The organism is Nitrososphaera viennensis EN76 (genome assembly GCF_000698785.1).
Classification (GTDB): domain Archaea; phylum Thermoproteota; class Nitrososphaeria; order Nitrososphaerales; family Nitrososphaeraceae; genus Nitrososphaera; species Nitrososphaera viennensis.
Window position 1 is genome coordinate 2,030,744 of the sequence record NZ_CP007536.1, and the last position, 17,035, is coordinate 2,047,778.

Genomic DNA, 17,035 nt, shown 5'->3' on the forward strand with positions numbered 1-17,035 from the left:
TAGACACGCGACCATTGTACGCGGTGGAAGATAAATGCCACCCAAATTCTAACATCAATCGCGACACCCTCATCAGAAGGATCGCCAAAAGAAAAAAAATATTATTCGGCAATCCACGTAAAACTAAGAATTACTACATAATAGCCGCGACAGCGTCCGACTATTTCGGCCGTTTGGGTAAAAGCTCAAAAGAAGAGGCAGGTAGAGAAATTGGCATCGTGAGCCTTCTTTTGTCCGTTGGGACAGGACTCGCAGCCGGAGCCATCCTCATAGTACTTCTTTCTGCCACTATAAGCAATCAGGTCGTCGATATGAACCGCGATGATGTCAACTGGATGCCTCGCACCAGCCAGCAATCCCTTCCAGCAGAATTCCGAATAATCTACCAACATGGAGTAGGGCTCGATTATACACTTGAAGTGGAAAACAACAATGGACAGGCACGGTTCTCTGCTACAACATGCAACAGCCCGATAAACGTGCGCCACGCCACACTCGTATTGTCTCAGCAAGAACTGGAACGCATATGGCTGTCCATTCAAGAGAATGACTTTTTTGGCCTCACGGAGGACTTTACAAAAGAGTGTCCTGACTTTGGCGGCAAGTGCGTCATACGAGAACCTTCCAATAGAATAGTGCTAGAGGTGGCGGCGGACGGGAAGACAAAGAGGATAGGCTTTGATGAAAATTATGCATTAAATCATGATAATGCAGAGCTGGACAGGTTTATGCAAGTTGTAAATACGATCCAAGGTGTCCTAGATGATTATGAGAACCTGCCAGAATCTGGCTGTGCTTATGTGTAAGGAGCGTCAAACTCCTCCCCGTCAATCAACATAAAACGTCAAAATCTTTCCGCTATCTGTACCTCATTTCCATAATGGTGCCGGCTGAATTTGAACTGCTTGTAAAAACAAGCGTAAATCCAATCCTGCATCATTTAATTATAAAACCTCTATTGTCAAAAAGAGAAAAAACCCGCCAAGCTTGCAGGGCTGGCATGGAGCTTGGCGGGCAGTGTCTGGTTGGTATATGCACCTGCATTTGAGCTTGAAAACGATATAACGCAATTCAAACACGCATCCTTGCCAAGAACTGCGAATTATCTGCGCACAAACCGCGGATCACGCCGCTTCGCCCAAAACCGGCGGCAGTGTTTGTCAGACAACAACGCTGCTGCTGTCTGCAGAAGGAGGGTGGACGTGGGTCGAGTCGTCAACGCTGCCGCAATTCCTGCAGTGCCATCTGAAAGGCTCCTGACAAAACCTGCAGGTCCGAGTCACCGAAAAAGCATGGCCGCACGCCCTGCAGCTGGCCTTGTTGTAGCTTGTAGTCGTTATCATTGCTGTTGTCATGCTGCGTGGCCGGCGCGGCTTTTCGCCCTGCCTTCAGGCGTGAATTCCAGCACCACTCCACTGTTGGCACTGTAGTCAAACGTGTATCTCTCGTTGGGCGATATTGGCATGCCTTCCACCGCTGCTGCGTTGCACGACGGGCAGCTGCCTGCCGCAAAGCCGGGATCGAGGCAGGACGCGCACCAAAAGCATTCGTTGCAGATCAGAAATCGCGCTTGCCTTGTTGCACTCCTTTCCGGTTTTGCCAATAGATCAAGCATGGCATTTTTTTTGCATTCAAGGGATTTATTCACCCCTGAATGTGCCAGTCAGGCATGAAATGCGCAATTATGGCGCAATGCCTCCGCTATAGCCACACCGACTGCACCGGCGCGTACATCTTTTTCCTTGCGTCGTCAAGGCTGCTGCGCTCTATTATCAAGCCCTGGCTCTTGAGGTCCTCGACCGCGCTCTGGACAGTCCTCCTTGGCAGGCGGCTCATCTCCATCAGCTCCACCTGGTCTATCGGGTGCTTTGACTTTATTATGAAATAGACGAATTTGGCCGCCGGCCCTCCCTCCGGGTCCTTGCGCAGGTACGACACGCCAAACGACGCCTTGGATGGAAAGCCCCTCCTCTGCGACTCTATCGACGACACCGCGTCGATGTGGATCTCGGCAAGGTTGACGCGCTGGCCAAACTCTGCCAGGAGCGCCGACTGCTGGTGCTCAAGGGGAGCCTCGAAGATGAACGTGGTCGGCGGGTACTTGGCCGTGAGCGCCCCGACGGAATTCCATCTCACCGCGCCCTTTTCGTCGTATATGCCGACGCTGACGCCCTCGTTTGCCTCAAGCACCACCTTGTCAGAGCCCAGCTTGACTGCATCCTCCACCTTGGCTATGGTCGCGTCGATGGAGAGCTGGTGCCGGGGGTCCTTCTTGCCCACCTTCCACTGGAAATCAAGGTTCCTTGCCAGGATCGTGTCGGTCAGCTTTTTCTTTTGCTCAAACGTCAAGTCGATGCCGTTTTCGCCTATCTCGATGATGTCAAATCCGACCCTTGCCGCGTCGCCCACAAACTTGTCAAACGCGTTTTCAGACACCATGTACTCGGAGATGGTGCTCCCGGTAGACACCTTGACGCCGAGGTCCTGGTAGAATTTTATCTTTTTTTGCAGCACGGGCTCGGAAAGCAGGAGCGGCAGGACGCCATAGATCTTGACTGCGTCGATAAACGGCGCAAGCGCCTCAAAGTTCTCCTTGTCGAGCCCTTGCAGCTTGTCTATCACGTACGTCCTGCCCTCCTTGCGGGGCTTTTTGACGTCGACCCTGTTCTTTACATAGCTCTCTAGCAATTCCGATAATGTATATGCAAGATGTGCGCCTATTTTGAACTTGTGAACTGTGCGGATCCTGCACTTTTTCCCCGGATTCTACCGTGAACCTGCGCCTTTCTTGCATTTTTTGCATCGTTGCCAGCAGTATTAACCCGTCCGGGACAGGGAAAAGGCATGAACAACAAGATCAAGTTCGGAATAGCTGCGGCCATAATAGTCGCAGTCATTGCCACTTCCGTACCCCTTGTTCTGGGATCGCAAGCGGCCAAGTCTGATTCAGCTCAAGGTCAGGCGGCAGCTTCTCAGCAACAACAGCAGCAGGAATCAAAGGTGCTCAGGATCGGGTACTTTCCAAACATCAACCACGCGCAGGCGGTGATAGGGCTTGGAAATGGCGACTTTCAAAAGGCGCTTGGGAGCAACGTCGAGGTCAAGACGCAGGTGTTCAACGCCGGGCCGTCTGCCATAGAGGCCCTCTTTGCAAAGCAGGTCGACATAACCTACATCGGGCCAAACCCGGCGATAAACGGGTACGTCAAGTCTGACGGGCAGGGGCTGCGGATCGTGTCCGGGGCCGCTAGCGGGGGCGCGGTGTTTGTGGTGCGGAACGACTCTGGCATAAACTCGCCGGCGGATTTTGCAGGCAAAAAGTTTGCGTCGCCGCAGCTTGGCAACACGCAGGACGTGGCGCTGCGCAAGTACCTGCTTGAAAACGGCTACAAGACGAAGGAAAACGGCGGAAACGTCGAGGTCATTCCTGCTGCAAACGCAGACATCCTCGCGCTCTTTTTGAAAAAAGAGATTGACGGCGCATGGGTGCCTGAGCCCTGGGGAGCCAAGCTTGTCAAGGAGGGCGGCGGACGCATATTCCTTGACGAGCGGGACCGGTGGCCCGGCGGCCAGTTCGTCACGGCGCACATCATCGTCAGCACCGACTATCTGAAGAACAACCCTGATGTCGTCAAGAAGGTGATTGCGGCCAACGTGGACGAGACAAAGTGGATTAACGATCACCCTGATGAGGCGCTCAAGGTGTACAACGCGGAGCTGAAAAAGCTGACCGGCAAGACCATACCTGAAGACGAGTACAAGGCCGGCACCTCAAGGCTGACGCTCACGTACGACCCTGTGAAGGACTCGCTCTTCCAGTCTGCAAGCGACGCGCACGACATCGGCTTTTTGAAGGAAAACCCGGACCTTTCCGGAATATACGACCTGACGCTGCTGAACGAGGTGCTCGGGGAGAAGGGGCTGCAGCAGATAAGCTGACTGATTCTCTACGGCCACTCTCTCTCCCCCTCCCTCTCCCTCCTCTTCTTTTTTCCTCCCTTTTTCTTATTTATTCCCACCATGAAATTCCAGCATCTGACGCCAGACTGCCCTTGAAATGTATGCAATGATCATGCCAAAACTGCATAAATGATGCCACAGTTGCACCTTTGAAGTGGGTTATATCCGATGCATCCATGTCTCTGTTCCATATATGTCTCTGAACGAACAACCACCGCAGGAGCAGAAAGAAGAAGACCATCATCATCGCCACAACAATGTTGTCCTGGAACTGAGGGACGTCTCCAAGGCATTCTCGCATGAAGGCAGGGCGGACCGGCACAGGGTGCTTGACAGGATCAACCTTGACGTGAAACAAGGGGAATTTGTCACGATAGTGGGGCCGTCTGGATGCGGCAAGAGCACGCTTTTGAGCATCGTGGCCGGCCTTGACGCGCCCGACTCGGGCCTGGTTTCAGTCAGGGGAGAAAGCAGCAGCGGCGGAGGAAGAAAGGCGCAGAGGGTCGTGATATTCCAGGAAGGCGCGCTGTTCCCGTGGCTCACCGTTTCTGACAACGTCGAGTTCGGGCTGAAGGTGGCCGGCGTCCCAAAGGAGTCAAGAAAGGCGGCGGCAAGCCGCTTTATCGAGATGGTGCAGCTGACAAAGTTTGCGGGCTCGTACGTCTACCAGCTGTCCGGCGGCATGAAGCAGCGCGTGGCAATAGCGCGCGCCCTTGCGCTTGACCCGCAGGTCCTGCTCATGGACGAGCCCTTTGCCGCGCTCGACGTGCAGACCCGGGACATACTGCACGAGCAGCTGTTGCAGATCCACCAGTCGACCGGCAAGACCGTACTGTTCGTCACGCACAACATCAATGAAGCGGTGCTGCTGGGCGACAGGATAATCGTGCTCTCGCCAAGGACGGGAAACATCAAGAAAGAGATCGTAGTCGACCGCCCGAGGCCCCGGGACATCGAGAGCCACGAAATAAGCGCGATCCGCAGGGAGCTTTTGCGGGAGCTGGAGGAGGACTTTCAAATTGCAAGAAGCCACAGTCGGCAAGGCTAGCAACAGCATTATCAAGAAGACAAAAAGCCGGTTCGACACCACGGACGCGGCAAACGCCTTTCTGTTCATTGCCGCGTTCATCGGCGTCTGGCAGCTTGTCTTTTCGCTAGGGATATGGCCCAAGGTCCTGATGCCCTCGCCGGCAATGGTGGCGCAGACTATAGCCGGCCTGGTGGCAGACTCTTCCCTGACGGTGGGAATGGGAGTCACGATGTGGAGGCTGTTTGCAGGGTTTGCGATATCTGTGGGCATCGGCGGGGCGGTGGGGCTTGCGATGGTCAAGTTCCCAAGCTTTGGCAAGACCCTCAGCTCGTTTGCAGTGGGCCTGCTCACCTTTCCAAGCATTGCCTGGGTGCCGTTTTCGATACTGCTCATCGGCTTTAACGACTTTGGCATACTCTTTGTGCTTGTCATGGCCTCGGTGTTTTCGGTGATGATATCCACCTACAGCTCGATCCGCAACATCCCTCCCCTCTACATCAGGGCCGCAAAAAACATGGGCGCAAGCGGCTTTTCGCTGTTCAGGTATGTCATGATACCGGCCGCCACTCCTTCATTGATGATCGGGCTCAGGCAGGCATGGTCGTTTGCGTGGCACGCCCTGATAGGCGCCGAGATACTGATAACTACCCTGTACGGGCTTGGCCATGTGCTCCACATAGGCAGGGAGTTCCAGGACATGGGGCAGATAATCGCCGTCATGATCGCGATCTTTGCCATCGGCCTGCTCTTTGACCGGCTGGTGTTCATGAAGCTGGAAGAGAAGGTCCGGGCAAGGTGGGGCCTGGACCAGCACAGCCAGTGATAATAATAGCGCCGCGATCTCCTTAATTATTCTGGCCGCGTTATCTCATCCATGAATTCCAAGTCCGCTGCCAAGATAGGCGGCATAGCGGCCATAGCGGCCGCAGTCGCCGTCGCGGTATGGATTGGCACGCAACAGAGCGACAGCGCGCAAAGCAACGTCAGCATGCTTGGAACCGGTACAGATGTATCAAAAGTCGAGACTTCTACGGTCGAATATTACAACAACACGTCGGGATTTCTTGCCAAGCCGGCAGGCGATGGCAGGTACCCCGGCATCGTCATGATCCACGAGTGGTGGGGGCTGAACGACAACATCAAGGACATGGCCCGGCAGATGGCGTCGGAAGGGTACGTCGTGCTTGCGGCAGACCTGTACAAGGGGCAGGTGGCAACGGAGAGCTCGCAGGCGCAGCCGCTTGCCGCAGGCGTTCGGAACAACCCTGGCGAGGCGGTAAAGAACGTGCAGGCCGCGGTCAGCTACCTGCGCAACAGCGACTCTGTCGGAGGCAACAAGGTGGGATCGCTTGGGTGGTGCTTTGGCGGCGACTGGTCGCTCCAGCTTGCGCTGAACGAAAAGATGGACGCGACCGGAATATACTACGGCAGGCTCGTCACCGATCCAGAGGCGCTGTCCGTGATAAAGTGGCCGGTGCTCGGCGTCTTTGGAAGCGCGGACCAGTCGATACCTGTGGAGCAGGTAAACGCGTTCAAGCAGGCGCTTGACAAGAACGGCATAGAAAACGAGGTCTACATATACGAGGGCGTGGGGCACGCGTTTGCAAACCCGTCAGGGGCCAACTATGCGCCGGAGGAGACAAAGGACGCGTGGCAAAAGACGCTTGCGTTCTTTGACAAGCACCTGAAGGGCGAAGAAGTAACAGCAGCCTAGGGCACTACTACTATTATCGTGCCCTTCATCCCCTCCTCTGAGTGGATGGTGCAGTGGTACTCAAACACGCCCTTTTCGGCAAACTTGTACTGGAACGACTCGTTGCGGCTGAAAAACCCGCTGTCTATGTTATTGATGGTCTGCCCTGACTCTGTCTTGTACGTGCCCACCACGTTGTGGGGGATGTTCGACTCGTTTATCCACTTTACCGTCGAGCCGGCCTGCGTTATCGCAGCGTCGGGCATGTACATGTTCATACCGCCGTACACGATGTCCTTGCGCAGGGTGTTCGACATCACCCGCTCGTTTTCGTTTGCTATGCTGTTTACCTTTTGCCTGTCCATGTCGACAAACACGTTCCATATCTGCTGGCGCGACTCGCCCTGCTTGCCTGCAATCGCGGTAAAACTTTCGGCGTCTGTATAGGGCCTGCCGCCGACAAGCTGCCAGTTTGCGGTGATCATCACCTGCCCTGCGCCGCTGTGCGTCACCTTGCCGCCAGGGTCGACAAACGCTGTAGGCTGCACTGCTGCAATCGTGACTGCGCTGCCCCTTGTCTGCGCAAGTATGTCCTGGACCCTGGAATCCTTCTCGGCTATCTCCCACGCCTGCTTGGCCACGTCGTTTATGGCATAGATGTACGTGTTGTCGCCTGTGGTAGGCTCCTTGATGACTATGTTTTCGGTCTTGAGCGTTATGTTGGAAAGCGCGTTGAAATCCTTGGCCTTTTCTTCCGGCAAGAGGCCGGATGACATGAGTATTACGCCACCGGTTACAAAAACCGCCACGACGCTGGCCATTATCAGGAGCTCCTTTTTCACGCCGCAATTACTGTTGCCATAATTCATTATATGTCATGCGGTACAAGTCCCGAAAATGGGTTTTAATACCGTCCATGCGCACAACCTTGCATGAGCGCAACAGCAACAGCAGTAGAATATTACAACAGAAAGTTTGGCGACAGCGCCCAGGCCGCGTTCATACACCTGGTACGCGAGATAGGCGAGATCGCTTTTGCTATGGAAAAGCAGAACGCCGAGCACGCCAAACTAGAGATAACCGAGTCGATAGCACTCCTCCACTACCTTGCGGCAAAATACAACCTTGACGTCCCGGCAAGCATGCAGGCTCTCTACTCCAAAAAGCTGGAAGCTCTCAAGGCCAAATGACAGCAATAACTCTAAGGCAGGACCTCGACGCCATTTCAGACATCCTGCAGCAGACGTTTGCGATAGAGCCGTTCAAGCGCGACTATGACATGGCGTTCTCCGCGATTGCAGAGATACTGTACCGCTACGGGATGGCGGAAAACCCGCGCAACCTGCGCTTCCGGTTCATACTGTGCATGCAGGAGTTCTTTGACGGGATACCGCAGGACCAGTGGCGGGTGAAGGACCCCGCGTTCGTAAAGCAGTCAGAAGAGTTTGCGGTTGCAAAATTCCGCGAGTGGATTCTGGAACAGATCACTTAGCCTCTTTGTTCTTGGCAATCCACTGCTCGTACATTTTCACGAGGTCGTCGACGTCGTCGCCTTTTTCAGAATAAGTGACAATGACTGCAAACCTGCCCTTGCCGTCGTGGCCCCTTGCGTAATATCCCCAGAACGTGTCCGGGAGCTTTTCAAAGTTCGACTTGTTCATCGCCACACCTGCAAGGTTCTTTGCAAGCGTGTCAACGACCCTTGCCGCGTCGCCTGACTCTATCATCGTTTTTTCTCTTGCAGGGCAGGTGATTTAGAGCTAGCTACTGGATGCGCTCTATGAGCTCAAACACGCTGCTCATGGCCGGAGGCTCGCCTGACGGCTCCCTCACGTACAGCGACGAGGCCGCGTTTGCAAACAGCAGGCGCTCACGCGAGTCAAGCCCTGCGATGTAGCCCAGGATGTCGGCAGCGTCCCACACGTCGCCGGCGCCGGTCAGTATCTTTGGCTCCACCTTTATTGCGTGCACAAACTCGGCCTCCTTGCCGTTTGACCACGCCGAGCCTATGCGGGTGTGCAGGTCGGTGGTGATGCCGACGCTTTCTGCTATCTTGGCCGCCGCCTTTTTCACGTCGTCAGGCCCATAGTTCGTGCCAAGGGGCGCGTCAAGCCCGAGCGCGGACGCCAGGTGGTCGCACTCGTTTTCATTGATGCTGAGATAATCGGTGACAGGGCCAAGCTTGAACAGCGCGTCGCGGAACTCTAGCTTTCTCGTGGCAATGTCTGCAGGGTCGATGAAATGCAGCGCGCTTGGCGAGCTCTTGAAGACATGCTCTGCCAGCTCTGTGCCTTTCTGGTTGCTTGCCCAGTTGACCACCATCACCGCGTCGGCGTTCTTTAGCGCCGCCTGGTCATCGTTTGAGCTGAGCTTGTCCGGGCCAAAGCTTGCATTGTCCCCGATGTCGCTTACCATCACGTTAACCCTGCTGTCGCCGTGCGGGAACTCAAACGCGGTGGTGCATCCGTGCCTCCCCTGCGCGATTCGAAGCGCCGCCCTGTCGCCAAACTGCGAAAACGACTGCCTTATCATGGCCGCGCCCATCTCGTCTGCGACCGTAAACAGCGTCACCTTGGCGCCAAGCTTGGCAAGCGCGTACGCGACGTTGACTGCGTTTCCGCCCCTGATGTCTATCGTGGGGACGCCCCGGACGCTTCCGCCGCCGTTCCTTGCTTTTTCCTCAAGCGCGCCGGTCAGCTTTTCCCTCGCGTCAAGCCTGATTATCCTGTCAACGAAAAAGTCCGGCATCACCACTATCGAGCCGAGGATGCGCAGCTGCTTCAGCTTGTCTATTATCACTTTTTCTTCTTGCGAGCGTTAACACTCTGCGGTATTTGTTGTTTGTTGAATAAAAGAAAGAGAAGAAAGGAAAAAGAGAGAAGGAAGAGACGGGAGCTTGCTTTGTTTCTTATTATTCCATTCCCATGCCGCCCATTCCGCCCATGCCGCCACCCATACCTCCACCGCCCGGCGGCATTGCTGGCATCTTGGACTTGCTTGCGGCAATCACGTCGTCGATCCTGAGGATCATCGACGCGACCTCTGTTGCAGACTTGATTATCTGCTGCTTTACTACCAGTGGCTCCAGCACGTTCTGCTTGTACATGTCGGCGACCACGGTGTTCCTTGCGTCGACTCCTGTCCATTTGCTTCCCTTGCTCTGCTTGGCGCGAAGTTCCGTCATTGTGTCTATCGGGTCCATGCCGGCGTTCTCGGCCAGGTTGAGCGGGATCGCGTCAAGGGCGTCTGCAAACTTCTGCACTGCAAGCTGGGCGCGGCCTTCCTGGCTTGAAGACCACTGGCGCAGCTCGTTTGCGATGTAGGCTTCCGGGGCACCTCCGCCTGCCACGATGGCCGGCTTTTCAAGGACGTCCTTCATGACCATGAGAGCGTCATGCAATGATCTATCTGCTTCGTCCACGACCCTCTGCGAGCCTCCGCGGATGAGGATGGTGACTGCCTTGGGGTTCTTGCACCCTTCGATGAACACCCACTTGTCCGTCTCTACCTTGCGCTCCTCCACAAGCTCGGCAGAGCCAAGGTCCTTTGACGTCAGGTCGTCAAGGTTGTTGACGATCCTTGCGCCTGTCGCGCGGGACATTTTCGTCATGTCGCTTTCCTTGACCCTGCGCACCGCAAGCACTCCTGCCTTTGCAAGGTAGTGCTGGGCGATGTCGTCAATGCCTTTCTGGCAGAGCACGACGTTTGCGCCGGAGCTCTTGACCTTGTCAACCATCGCCTTTAGCATCCTGTTCTCCTCTTCGAGGAACATCTGCATCTGGTGCGGGTCGGAGATGCGTATCTCTGCGCTCATCTCTGTCTTTTCGATTTCAAGGGCCGAGTTGACGAGCGCAATCTTGGCTCCCTCTATGCGCTTTGGCATGCCTGCGTGCACGACTTCCTTGTCAAGGACTATGCCCTTGATGAGTTTCGTGTCGCGCATCGAGCCTCCTGCCTTCTTTTCCACCTTGATGTTGTCAAGGTCGACTCTCAGGCTGCCGTTTTCTGCCTTCTCTGCGACCTGCTTTGCCGCGTCGGCCACTATCGCCCCAAGGAGCGGGCTGTCGTCGGACACAAGCTTTGAGTCCATGCTGGTCCTTGCAATCTTTAGGAGCATGTCCTTGTCAGAGATGTCTACCTGCACTGCCATCTTTTCCAAAAGCTTTAGCGCCTGTTCTGCTGCCGCGTTGTAGCCATCTACGATTACGGACGGGTGCACGTCCTTGTTCAGGAGGTCCTCTGCCTTTTCAAGCAGTGCGCCGGCAAACACCACCGAAGACGTGGTGCCGTCGCCGACCTCGTTGTCGACCGACTTGGCAACTTCGACCATCATCTTGGCCGCCGGATGCTGCACGTCTATTTCCTTCAAGATGGTGGCGCCGTCGTTTGTTATGGTCACGTCGCCAAGGTTGTCCACCAGCATCTTGTCCATGCCGCGCGGGCCAAGGCTCGTCTTCACTATCTCTGCGATCAGCTTTGCCGCTGTCAGGTTGTTCTTCTGCGCTTCGCGTCCCTTGCTTTCCTTAGTCCCTTCCTTCAGGATTAAGACTGGCATACCGCCAGGCGTTGTTTGAATTGATGCCATTACAATATCACCTAAGAATAATTACGACTTTTCATGCATCTCTTATATATTTTTCACATGCCAAGCTGTTTTTGCTTCTCGCCAAACTTGGCCCGGAACCTCGGCACGTTGATGATAAAGCGCTCGTGCCTGCCCTCTCCTATCCTCTCAAGCTTGTCCCTTGCCTCGACCTCGAACATGACCTGCCTGCCGTTCACCGAGGCCACCTTTGCCTTCAAGAACACCTGGGCGCCCACAGGCGTTGCGGCGAGGTGCCTGATGTCGACTATGGTGCCGACCGAGTCCCATTCCGCCTCGGGGATCGCCTGCTCCTTGAGAAGCAGCCGGCAGGTCTCCTCCATCTCCATTATCATGGCCGGGGTGGAAAGCACGTTCTCGCCCTCCCAGAGAAAGCTTGTGGTCATGTTAGAGTCGACTGTGATGGCGCGCTCTTTTTCTGCGCCCACCCTGACCCTGGACCCAAAATCGATGCTCATAATCCTGTTTTCCACGAAAAAGCCTGCTTAAAACTTGTGCCGGCGGATGTCCGCCTTGCGCTCCCTCTCTTCCTTGACGTGGTGCAGCCTGTCCTTTTCATGGAGGAAAAGCTTGCCGCAGTCGGAGCATTTTATGATGTGGTGCTTGTGGGCGTCATGCGCGTGGTGCACGAGCTCTTCGTAGCTTGAAAAGCGCGTGTGGCAGTCTTCGCACTCGTTCTTTTCGCGGTGTAAAAGGCCCATGTGAGGCTATATGGCATAGCCTACGCTATAAGGTAATCGAAAAAGAAAGAAAAGAGAAGCGACCCTGTCTTTACTTGCTGCGCCTCATACCGGAGGCAATAGCATAGGCCAGACCAACTATCAGGCCAAAAGCCAACGGAATCCATACTGGAAATGCAGCTGGGTCGATCACTTGTCTGAACAGAGCTTCAAACATGCCAGAAGGATAATAATACAAGTATATTAGATTTTCTAAGCCGGCCCTCCTCAAGGCACCCGGACATACCTTAAATTACCCTAGCGTGAATTCATGTGCTAGCTATGAAGATGGAGAAGGAGATGCGCAAGTTCTGCCCTAGGTGCAAGACCCACACCATGCAGGCCGTTGCAATATACAAGAAGGGCAAGGACAGGACCGTGGCAGAAGGCGCTCGCAGGCACGCCGAGGACAAGAAGGGATACGGCGGCCAGAAATTCCCCGAGCTTAAAAGGACTGCCAAGACCACGAAAAAGATCACTTTGCGCTATACGTGCAAGACGTGCCAGAGAAAGACCATGAAGGAAGGACGCAGGATACGCAAGCTGGAGATCTGATAGTCACATGAAGAGAGAAAACATACTAGTTCCAAAACCGCGGAGCAACTTTATCTCCGTCCAGTGCGAAAAGTGCGGCGCAAGGGCCGTCATATTCTCGCACACGACGTCTGAAATCAAGTGCTCCGGATGCGGCGAGACGCTTGCCACGAGCTCCGGCTCAAAGGCGCGCATCGCCGGCAAGGTCATTGGCACGCTTGACCAGTGACTCTGCAACCTCTTTTTCCCTTTTTGTATTCACGTTCAGCGCGACTTCTGCCCTGTTCATTATGACATAACGTTCTTCTACCGCGCCCTTTTTTGCACGCGCGGCATCAAACAGGGTGATCCCTGAATGGCACAGGTCGTTGCCAAAGGCGACGCTTGGCGTGACGCCAAGGCCCTCTGCAAAGCTTTTCTCGATTGCAATGGACGCCGCGGGCGCGTTAACCGCTGCTGCAGCAAGCTTGTCAACTATTTCGCTTACTGTCTCTGCAGTCAAAAGCGGCACGTCTGCAGGCACCACTAACACCCTTGACGGCGCAACCTTTTCAAGCAGGATTGAAAGGTCCTGCGGGTAGCCGGCGCCCGGCGTGTCAATTGTCTCGATGCCTGTTGACTGCAGGAACCTTTTTGTCGCCGGCGTGCTTGGCGAAACTGCCGCAACTATTTTTTCAAACCGTCCAGATTCCTTTAATGCAAGCACTACGCGCTCGATAAAGCGCCTGCCTGCAAGTTCTGTCATCGGCTTTTCAGTACCTGATTCCATGCGGGTGCCCCTTCCTCCGCACATGACTGCAGCAGTTATCAAGGCATCACCATCGTCGATGAAAGGACGATGAGCGAGGCAAGCCTGGCAACTTCGTTAGACGCGCCAAGCACGTCGCCGGAAATGCCTCCAAAGCTTCTCTTTGAGGCGTGCCTCATCAGCGCCCCGAGCGAGACAGAGACTCCAAGCGCGGCCATTCCTGCATAGCCGGCGGAAAACCACACGATGGGAAGCATGATCGCAGTCGCGGCGGCCATCTTTTTGCCGTCCTTCATGGCGGCGGTAAAGGGCGAGCTGAACCCCTCCCATGCAGAGGTGCCCCTGTATGTAAGGAGCACCATGATGTATTTTGCAATCACCTCGGCGGCGATGATGCTTGTCAGGATCTTTGTGCCGCCGAATCCTGTGTTGAACACGATTATCATGCCGGCAAAGTACATCACAAGCGCGGCCACGCCTGCAGAGCCGACGGCCGGATCCATCATTGCCTTTCGTTTCTTCTCCTTGTCGCCCTTGGCCATCATGCCGTCTGCAAAGTCGGCAAGCGCGTCTGTGTGGTGCACGCCGGTCAGTATCACGAGCGCCCCCGCGACTAACAGGCCGACAAGGAGCGGGGGAAAAAACGGCGAGATGCCAAAGGCCATGCTGCCGGCGATGACGCCGACAATGGCGCCGGCTACCGGGAAGAGGTACATGTTCCTGGCAATGTAGTGGATGTCATGGTCGCCGCCCTTGCCGACCGGGATTATCGTCAGAAATGCCAGTACCGACTGGATCGGCTTAAGGGAGGCCAAGCAAGAGCCTCCACCAGCCGGCCAGATATAAAACTGACATTGCCGGCACGGAAAACGCAAGGAAAAACAGCAATGTTGTAAGCTTCATCATCGAGATCGCCATCCTGCACTTTTGAAGAGTGGTCTGCTCCTGGCTGTCACCCAGCGAATAGTGGCCTATCTTCTCCAGGCGTATCCTGAGCGCGCCGGCCATCGTGGCCATCGGGTAGCCGGCGTTTGGCGAGAACGTCTTGCCGTGGTCGCGCTGCAGGATCCCAAGCGAGTTCTTCCAGTCGGCGCCAAGCATCCTTGCAGAAACGACCATCAAAAACGCGGTGATCCGCGCAGGCACATAGTTGGCAAGGGTGTCAAGCCGGGCGGACATCCAGCCAATGTCTCTGTAATAGTCGTCCTTGTATCCGACCATCGAGTCAAGCGTGTTTATCGCCCTGTACGCAAAAGCGCCCGCCGGCCCAAGCAATGAATAATAGAATACCGGCCCCGTGATGCCGTCAACCGTGCTTTCGCTGACGCACTCTATTGTTGCGGAAAGCACGTGCTGCTCGTCAAGGTCCTCCGTTGGCCGGCGCACTATCATAGAGAGGTTCTGCCTTGCGCCGGGCAGGTCGCCATTTTCAAGGCAGGCCATTATTGCCCGGGCGTGCCTGTCCATCCCGCGCACGGCAACCGTGACCTTTAGGATTATCGCAGAAAATATTGCCAGCGCGACAGCGCCTGCCAGGTACAGGCTTGCCATGGCGGCGAAGTGTACGCCGGCGCCAACAAGGGCTACTATCAGTATTGCAAAGGCGCTGCCGCCGGCCCGCTCTCTTGCCCTTGATCCAGCCTTGAGCCGCGGGACGAAATAGCCGATGAGCCGGCCAAGCCATGCCACCGGATGGTAGCGGTTTGGCGGATCGCCCGCGACAACGTCAAGGCCAAGGCCGCCTGCAAGGGCGGCAATGAGAGCAAGCAGCATACTACAGGCCCACTATCCTGTCCAGCCTCTTTACGTCCACGCTGTCTTTTATTGCCTTTGCAAGCAGGCCTATCTGCCAGTCCCACGCATCCTGCGGAAGGTCTGCCCTTGTGGTGGCGCTGCCGCCGACAAGCGAGTCTTCCTCGGGCAGGTCAAGGTCGATCTTTGGTATGACGCCAAGGATGCGCTTTCTGGTCAGCCTTTGTGCCTCTTTTATCGCCGGCTCTAAAAGCGACTGGTCGCCCCTGAACTTGTTTACCAGGAACCCCTTGACAAGCGCCCTGTGCTTTACCTTCAATAACTGGAGCGTCCCAACCATGCTGGCAAAGCATCCGCCGCGCTCAATGTCTGCCACGATGACCACGGGCGCCCCGACCTCTTCTGCAAGGAGCATGTTTGCAATGTCGTATTTGGCTATGTTTATCTCCGCCGGCGAGCCGGCCCCTTCAATCACCACAAGGTCGTTTTCCCTCCGCAGGCAGTCAAGCGCCTTTAGCGCAAGAGGCAGGCCCTGCTTTAGCGCAAATTTTTCGTAATAGTCTCGCGCGTGCATCTCGGAGTAGAACCTGCCGTTGATGATGACCTCGCTCCGGTAGTCGCCAAGAGGCTTTAGCAGGATCGGGTTCATCCGGGGGTCGGGCTGCTTTCTTGAGGCGACTGCCTGCACGGCCTGCGCCTGCGCCATTTTCAAGCCGTCCTTTGTCAGGTAAAGCCTGGACGACATGTTCTGCGACTTGAACGGCGCCACCCTGTAGTCCCTGTCGGCGTACAGCCTGCACAGCCCTGCCACGAGCGTGCTCTTGCCTGCCCCTGACGACGTTCCTTGCACCATCAGCAGTTTTGCGCGCCTAGCCACCTGGCGTCATTGCCTCCAGCGCTTTTGCAAGCATGATGTTTTCCCTGTGAGTCTTGACGGCGACGCGGATGTGCCTGCTGTCCATCCCGGTGAAGGTGCTGCAGTCGCGCACAAGCACCCCCGTCTTTTTCAGGAGGCGGTCGCGAAACTCTGCCGAGTTGTCGCCTTCTGGCAGCTGTATGAGGAAATAGTTTGCATCGGACTTTAGCGGCACGAGCCCTGCCTTCCTTTTGATCCTGTCGTGCAGGAACCTGCGCTCCCTTGCTACGAGCGCCCTTGCCCTTGCGACGTGGCTCCTGTCTGCAAGCGCCGCGATTCCCGCAGCCTGGGCAAGCCCGTTGACGTTCCACGGCGTTTTCCTTGCCTCCATCGCTTCTGCAAGCGCGGGGCTGGAGACGCTGTAGCCAAGCCGCAGGCCGGCCATCCCAAACGACTTTGTCAGCGACCTTAGCACTACCAGGTTTTCATGGTCGCGCACCATGCACGCAAGCGTGTTTGCTTCAGGTTTGTCGACAAGCTCGATAAAACACTCGTCAAGCAGGATCTTTGTTGTGGACGGGTCAACGCCTTCAATCACCTTTCTCACCGCGTCGGTTGCAAGCAGGCCGGTCGGGTTGTTCGGGTTGCACATAAAGACCGCGTCCGCGCCCCTGGCGCTTTTTATGACTGCCTCCGCGTCAAGCACAAAACCCGCAGACAGCGGAACAAACGTCACGTCCGCCCCCGCCTTTTTAGACGCAAGCTCGTACTCGCAGAACGTGGGTGCCGGGATGACTACGCGCTTTTTTGCAAACGCCCGCGCAAACCAGTAGATTATCTCTGCCGCGCCGTTGCCTACTGTTATCTGTCTTGTGTCGACGCCAATGTATTTTGATATGCCCTTTTTGAGGTCGCGGCACTCTGGATCAGGATAGACGGGTGCAAGCTGACCCGCCTGCCTCTCGATGACCTTTACTGCGCCCCTTGGCGCGCCAAGCGGGTTGACGTTTGAGCTAAAGTCTGCCCTGACCTTTTTGTGGTCCGCCACCGAGTAGATGCCGCCGTGGGAGCAAGCGCCCATCGTTGCCGTCATCAAGCTCCTTGTGTTATTCTCTGTATTTAGAATGTGCGCCTCTGTTT

23 protein-coding genes are annotated in these 17,035 nt (G+C 55.7%); 9 read left to right on the forward strand and 14 right to left on the reverse strand.

Features of this window, described 5'->3' with window-relative positions; genetic code table 11:
• The first annotated feature begins 23 nt into the window (after nucleotides 1-23).
• Entirely contained in the window at nucleotides 24-806 is a 783-nt protein-coding gene (locus tag NVIE_RS11555) for a hypothetical protein (RefSeq protein ID WP_158435222.1), read from the forward strand.
• A gap of 354 nt (nucleotides 807-1,160) precedes the next feature.
• On the opposite strand, the gene NVIE_RS14955 is transcribed toward NVIE_RS11555, so the two are convergent.
• The 3 genes from NVIE_RS14955 to NVIE_RS11565 form a co-directional block, all read right to left on the reverse strand.
• Complete coding sequence (locus NVIE_RS14955; RefSeq protein WP_144239698.1) at nucleotides 1,161-1,355, reverse strand: hypothetical protein; 195 nt, start codon at nucleotides 1,353-1,355, stop codon at nucleotides 1,161-1,163.
• A complete protein-coding gene (locus NVIE_RS11560; RefSeq protein ID WP_144239699.1) occupies nucleotides 1,352-1,615 on the reverse strand; it encodes a hypothetical protein in 264 nt (87 codons plus the stop codon). Before NVIE_RS11560 ends, NVIE_RS14955 begins: the two co-directional genes overlap by 4 nt.
• A gap of 86 nt (nucleotides 1,616-1,701) precedes the next feature.
• Nucleotides 1,702-2,688 carry a phosphosulfolactate synthase gene (locus NVIE_RS11565; protein ID WP_075055391.1) on the reverse strand — a complete coding sequence of 329 codons (987 nt, stop codon included), beginning with the start codon at nucleotides 2,686-2,688 and terminating at the stop codon, nucleotides 1,702-1,704.
• A 156-nt stretch (nucleotides 2,689-2,844) separates the two neighbouring features.
• Between NVIE_RS11565 and NVIE_RS11570 the strand changes: the two genes are divergently transcribed.
• From NVIE_RS11570 to NVIE_RS11585, 4 genes are all read left to right on the forward strand, one after another.
• A complete protein-coding gene (locus NVIE_RS11570) occupies nucleotides 2,845-3,939 on the forward strand; it encodes an ABC transporter substrate-binding protein (RefSeq protein WP_075055392.1) in 1,095 nt (364 codons plus the stop codon).
• A gap of 214 nt (nucleotides 3,940-4,153) precedes the next feature.
• Nucleotides 4,154-5,008, forward strand: coding sequence for an ABC transporter ATP-binding protein (locus NVIE_RS11575; RefSeq protein ID WP_084790798.1), 855 nt, complete (start codon nucleotides 4,154-4,156; stop codon nucleotides 5,006-5,008).
• Nucleotides 4,980-5,813: an ABC transporter permease gene (locus tag NVIE_RS11580; RefSeq protein WP_084790799.1), complete on the forward strand. Its 834-nt coding sequence runs from the start codon at nucleotides 4,980-4,982 to the stop codon at nucleotides 5,811-5,813. Before NVIE_RS11575 ends, NVIE_RS11580 begins: the two co-directional genes overlap by 29 nt.
• A 51-nt stretch (nucleotides 5,814-5,864) precedes the next feature.
• Nucleotides 5,865-6,704 carry a dienelactone hydrolase family protein gene (locus NVIE_RS11585; RefSeq protein ID WP_075055393.1) on the forward strand — a complete coding sequence of 280 codons (840 nt, stop codon included), beginning with the start codon at nucleotides 5,865-5,867 and terminating at the stop codon, nucleotides 6,702-6,704.
• Here the strand turns inward: NVIE_RS11585 and NVIE_RS11590 are convergent.
• Nucleotides 6,701-7,552, reverse strand: coding sequence for a cupredoxin domain-containing protein (locus NVIE_RS11590; protein WP_084790800.1), 852 nt, complete (start codon nucleotides 7,550-7,552; stop codon nucleotides 6,701-6,703). The two genes, NVIE_RS11585 and NVIE_RS11590, sit on opposite strands and share 4 nt — an antisense overlap.
• A 63-nt stretch (nucleotides 7,553-7,615) precedes the next feature.
• Here NVIE_RS11590 and NVIE_RS11595 point away from each other — a divergent pair, with 63 nt between their 5' ends.
• On the forward strand, nucleotides 7,616-7,873 hold the full coding sequence (locus NVIE_RS11595) for a hypothetical protein (protein ID WP_075055395.1): 258 nt from the start codon (nucleotides 7,616-7,618) through the stop codon (nucleotides 7,871-7,873).
• Nucleotides 7,870-8,175, forward strand: coding sequence for a hypothetical protein (locus tag NVIE_RS11600; RefSeq protein ID WP_075055396.1), 306 nt, complete (start codon nucleotides 7,870-7,872; stop codon nucleotides 8,173-8,175). Before NVIE_RS11595 ends, NVIE_RS11600 begins: the two co-directional genes overlap by 4 nt.
• Here NVIE_RS11600 and NVIE_RS11605 read toward each other — a convergent pair.
• From NVIE_RS11605 to NVIE_RS11625, 5 genes are all read right to left on the reverse strand, one after another.
• Nucleotides 8,168-8,410 (reverse strand): hypothetical protein, encoded by a 243-nt coding sequence (locus tag NVIE_RS11605; RefSeq protein WP_075055397.1) that lies wholly within the window; start codon nucleotides 8,408-8,410, stop codon nucleotides 8,168-8,170. The genes NVIE_RS11600 and NVIE_RS11605 overlap by 8 nt on opposite strands.
• 37 nt (nucleotides 8,411-8,447) lie before the next feature.
• Nucleotides 8,448-9,482 carry a carbohydrate kinase family protein gene (locus NVIE_RS11610; protein ID WP_075055398.1) on the reverse strand — a complete coding sequence of 345 codons (1,035 nt, stop codon included), beginning with the start codon at nucleotides 9,480-9,482 and terminating at the stop codon, nucleotides 8,448-8,450.
• 112 nt (nucleotides 9,483-9,594) lie between these two features.
• Nucleotides 9,595-11,268 (reverse strand): thermosome subunit beta, encoded by a 1,674-nt coding sequence (gene thsB / locus NVIE_RS11615; protein ID WP_075055399.1) that lies wholly within the window; start codon nucleotides 11,266-11,268, stop codon nucleotides 9,595-9,597.
• A 53-nt stretch (nucleotides 11,269-11,321) separates the two neighbouring features.
• Nucleotides 11,322-11,759 carry a thioesterase family protein gene (locus NVIE_RS11620; protein WP_084790801.1) on the reverse strand — a complete coding sequence of 146 codons (438 nt, stop codon included), beginning with the start codon at nucleotides 11,757-11,759 and terminating at the stop codon, nucleotides 11,322-11,324.
• A gap of 12 nt (nucleotides 11,760-11,771) precedes the next feature.
• Nucleotides 11,772-11,987, reverse strand: coding sequence for a hypothetical protein (locus tag NVIE_RS11625; protein ID WP_075055400.1), 216 nt, complete (start codon nucleotides 11,985-11,987; stop codon nucleotides 11,772-11,774).
• Between the two features lie 300 nt (nucleotides 11,988-12,287).
• Here NVIE_RS11625 and NVIE_RS11630 point away from each other — a divergent pair, with 300 nt between their 5' ends.
• Both NVIE_RS11630 and NVIE_RS11635 read left to right on the forward strand, forming a co-directional pair.
• Nucleotides 12,288-12,560, forward strand: a complete 273-nt coding sequence (locus NVIE_RS11630; protein WP_075055401.1) for a 50S ribosomal protein L44e — start codon at nucleotides 12,288-12,290, stop codon at nucleotides 12,558-12,560.
• A gap of 7 nt (nucleotides 12,561-12,567) precedes the next feature.
• Entirely contained in the window at nucleotides 12,568-12,768 is a 201-nt protein-coding gene (locus NVIE_RS11635) for a 30S ribosomal protein S27e (RefSeq protein ID WP_075055402.1), read from the forward strand.
• Here NVIE_RS11635 and NVIE_RS11640 read toward each other — a convergent pair.
• From NVIE_RS11640 to NVIE_RS11660, 5 genes are read right to left on the reverse strand one after another with little or no spacing between them, the layout of a single operon-like run.
• Nucleotides 12,721-13,332: an NTP transferase domain-containing protein gene (locus NVIE_RS11640; RefSeq protein ID WP_227717557.1), complete on the reverse strand. Its 612-nt coding sequence runs from the start codon at nucleotides 13,330-13,332 to the stop codon at nucleotides 12,721-12,723. The genes NVIE_RS11635 and NVIE_RS11640 overlap by 48 nt on opposite strands.
• Nucleotides 13,333-13,346: 14 nt before the next feature.
• The gene (gene cobS / locus NVIE_RS11645) at nucleotides 13,347-14,102 is read right to left on the reverse strand and encodes an adenosylcobinamide-GDP ribazoletransferase (RefSeq protein WP_075055404.1); all 756 of its coding nucleotides are present in this window, start codon (nucleotides 14,100-14,102) and stop codon (nucleotides 13,347-13,349) included.
• Nucleotides 14,089-15,060, reverse strand: a complete 972-nt coding sequence (locus NVIE_RS11650) for a cobalamin biosynthesis protein (protein ID WP_075055405.1) — start codon at nucleotides 15,058-15,060, stop codon at nucleotides 14,089-14,091. Before NVIE_RS11650 ends, cobS begins: the two co-directional genes overlap by 14 nt.
• Nucleotide 15,061: 1 nt before the next feature.
• The gene (locus NVIE_RS11655; protein WP_084790802.1) at nucleotides 15,062-15,916 is read right to left on the reverse strand and encodes a cobyric acid synthase; all 855 of its coding nucleotides are present in this window, start codon (nucleotides 15,914-15,916) and stop codon (nucleotides 15,062-15,064) included.
• Nucleotides 15,909-16,988: a pyridoxal phosphate-dependent aminotransferase gene (locus NVIE_RS11660; protein ID WP_084790803.1), complete on the reverse strand. Its 1,080-nt coding sequence runs from the start codon at nucleotides 16,986-16,988 to the stop codon at nucleotides 15,909-15,911. The genes NVIE_RS11655 and NVIE_RS11660 overlap by 8 nt, the downstream gene beginning before the upstream one ends.
• Nucleotides 16,989-17,035 lie beyond the last annotated feature (47 nt).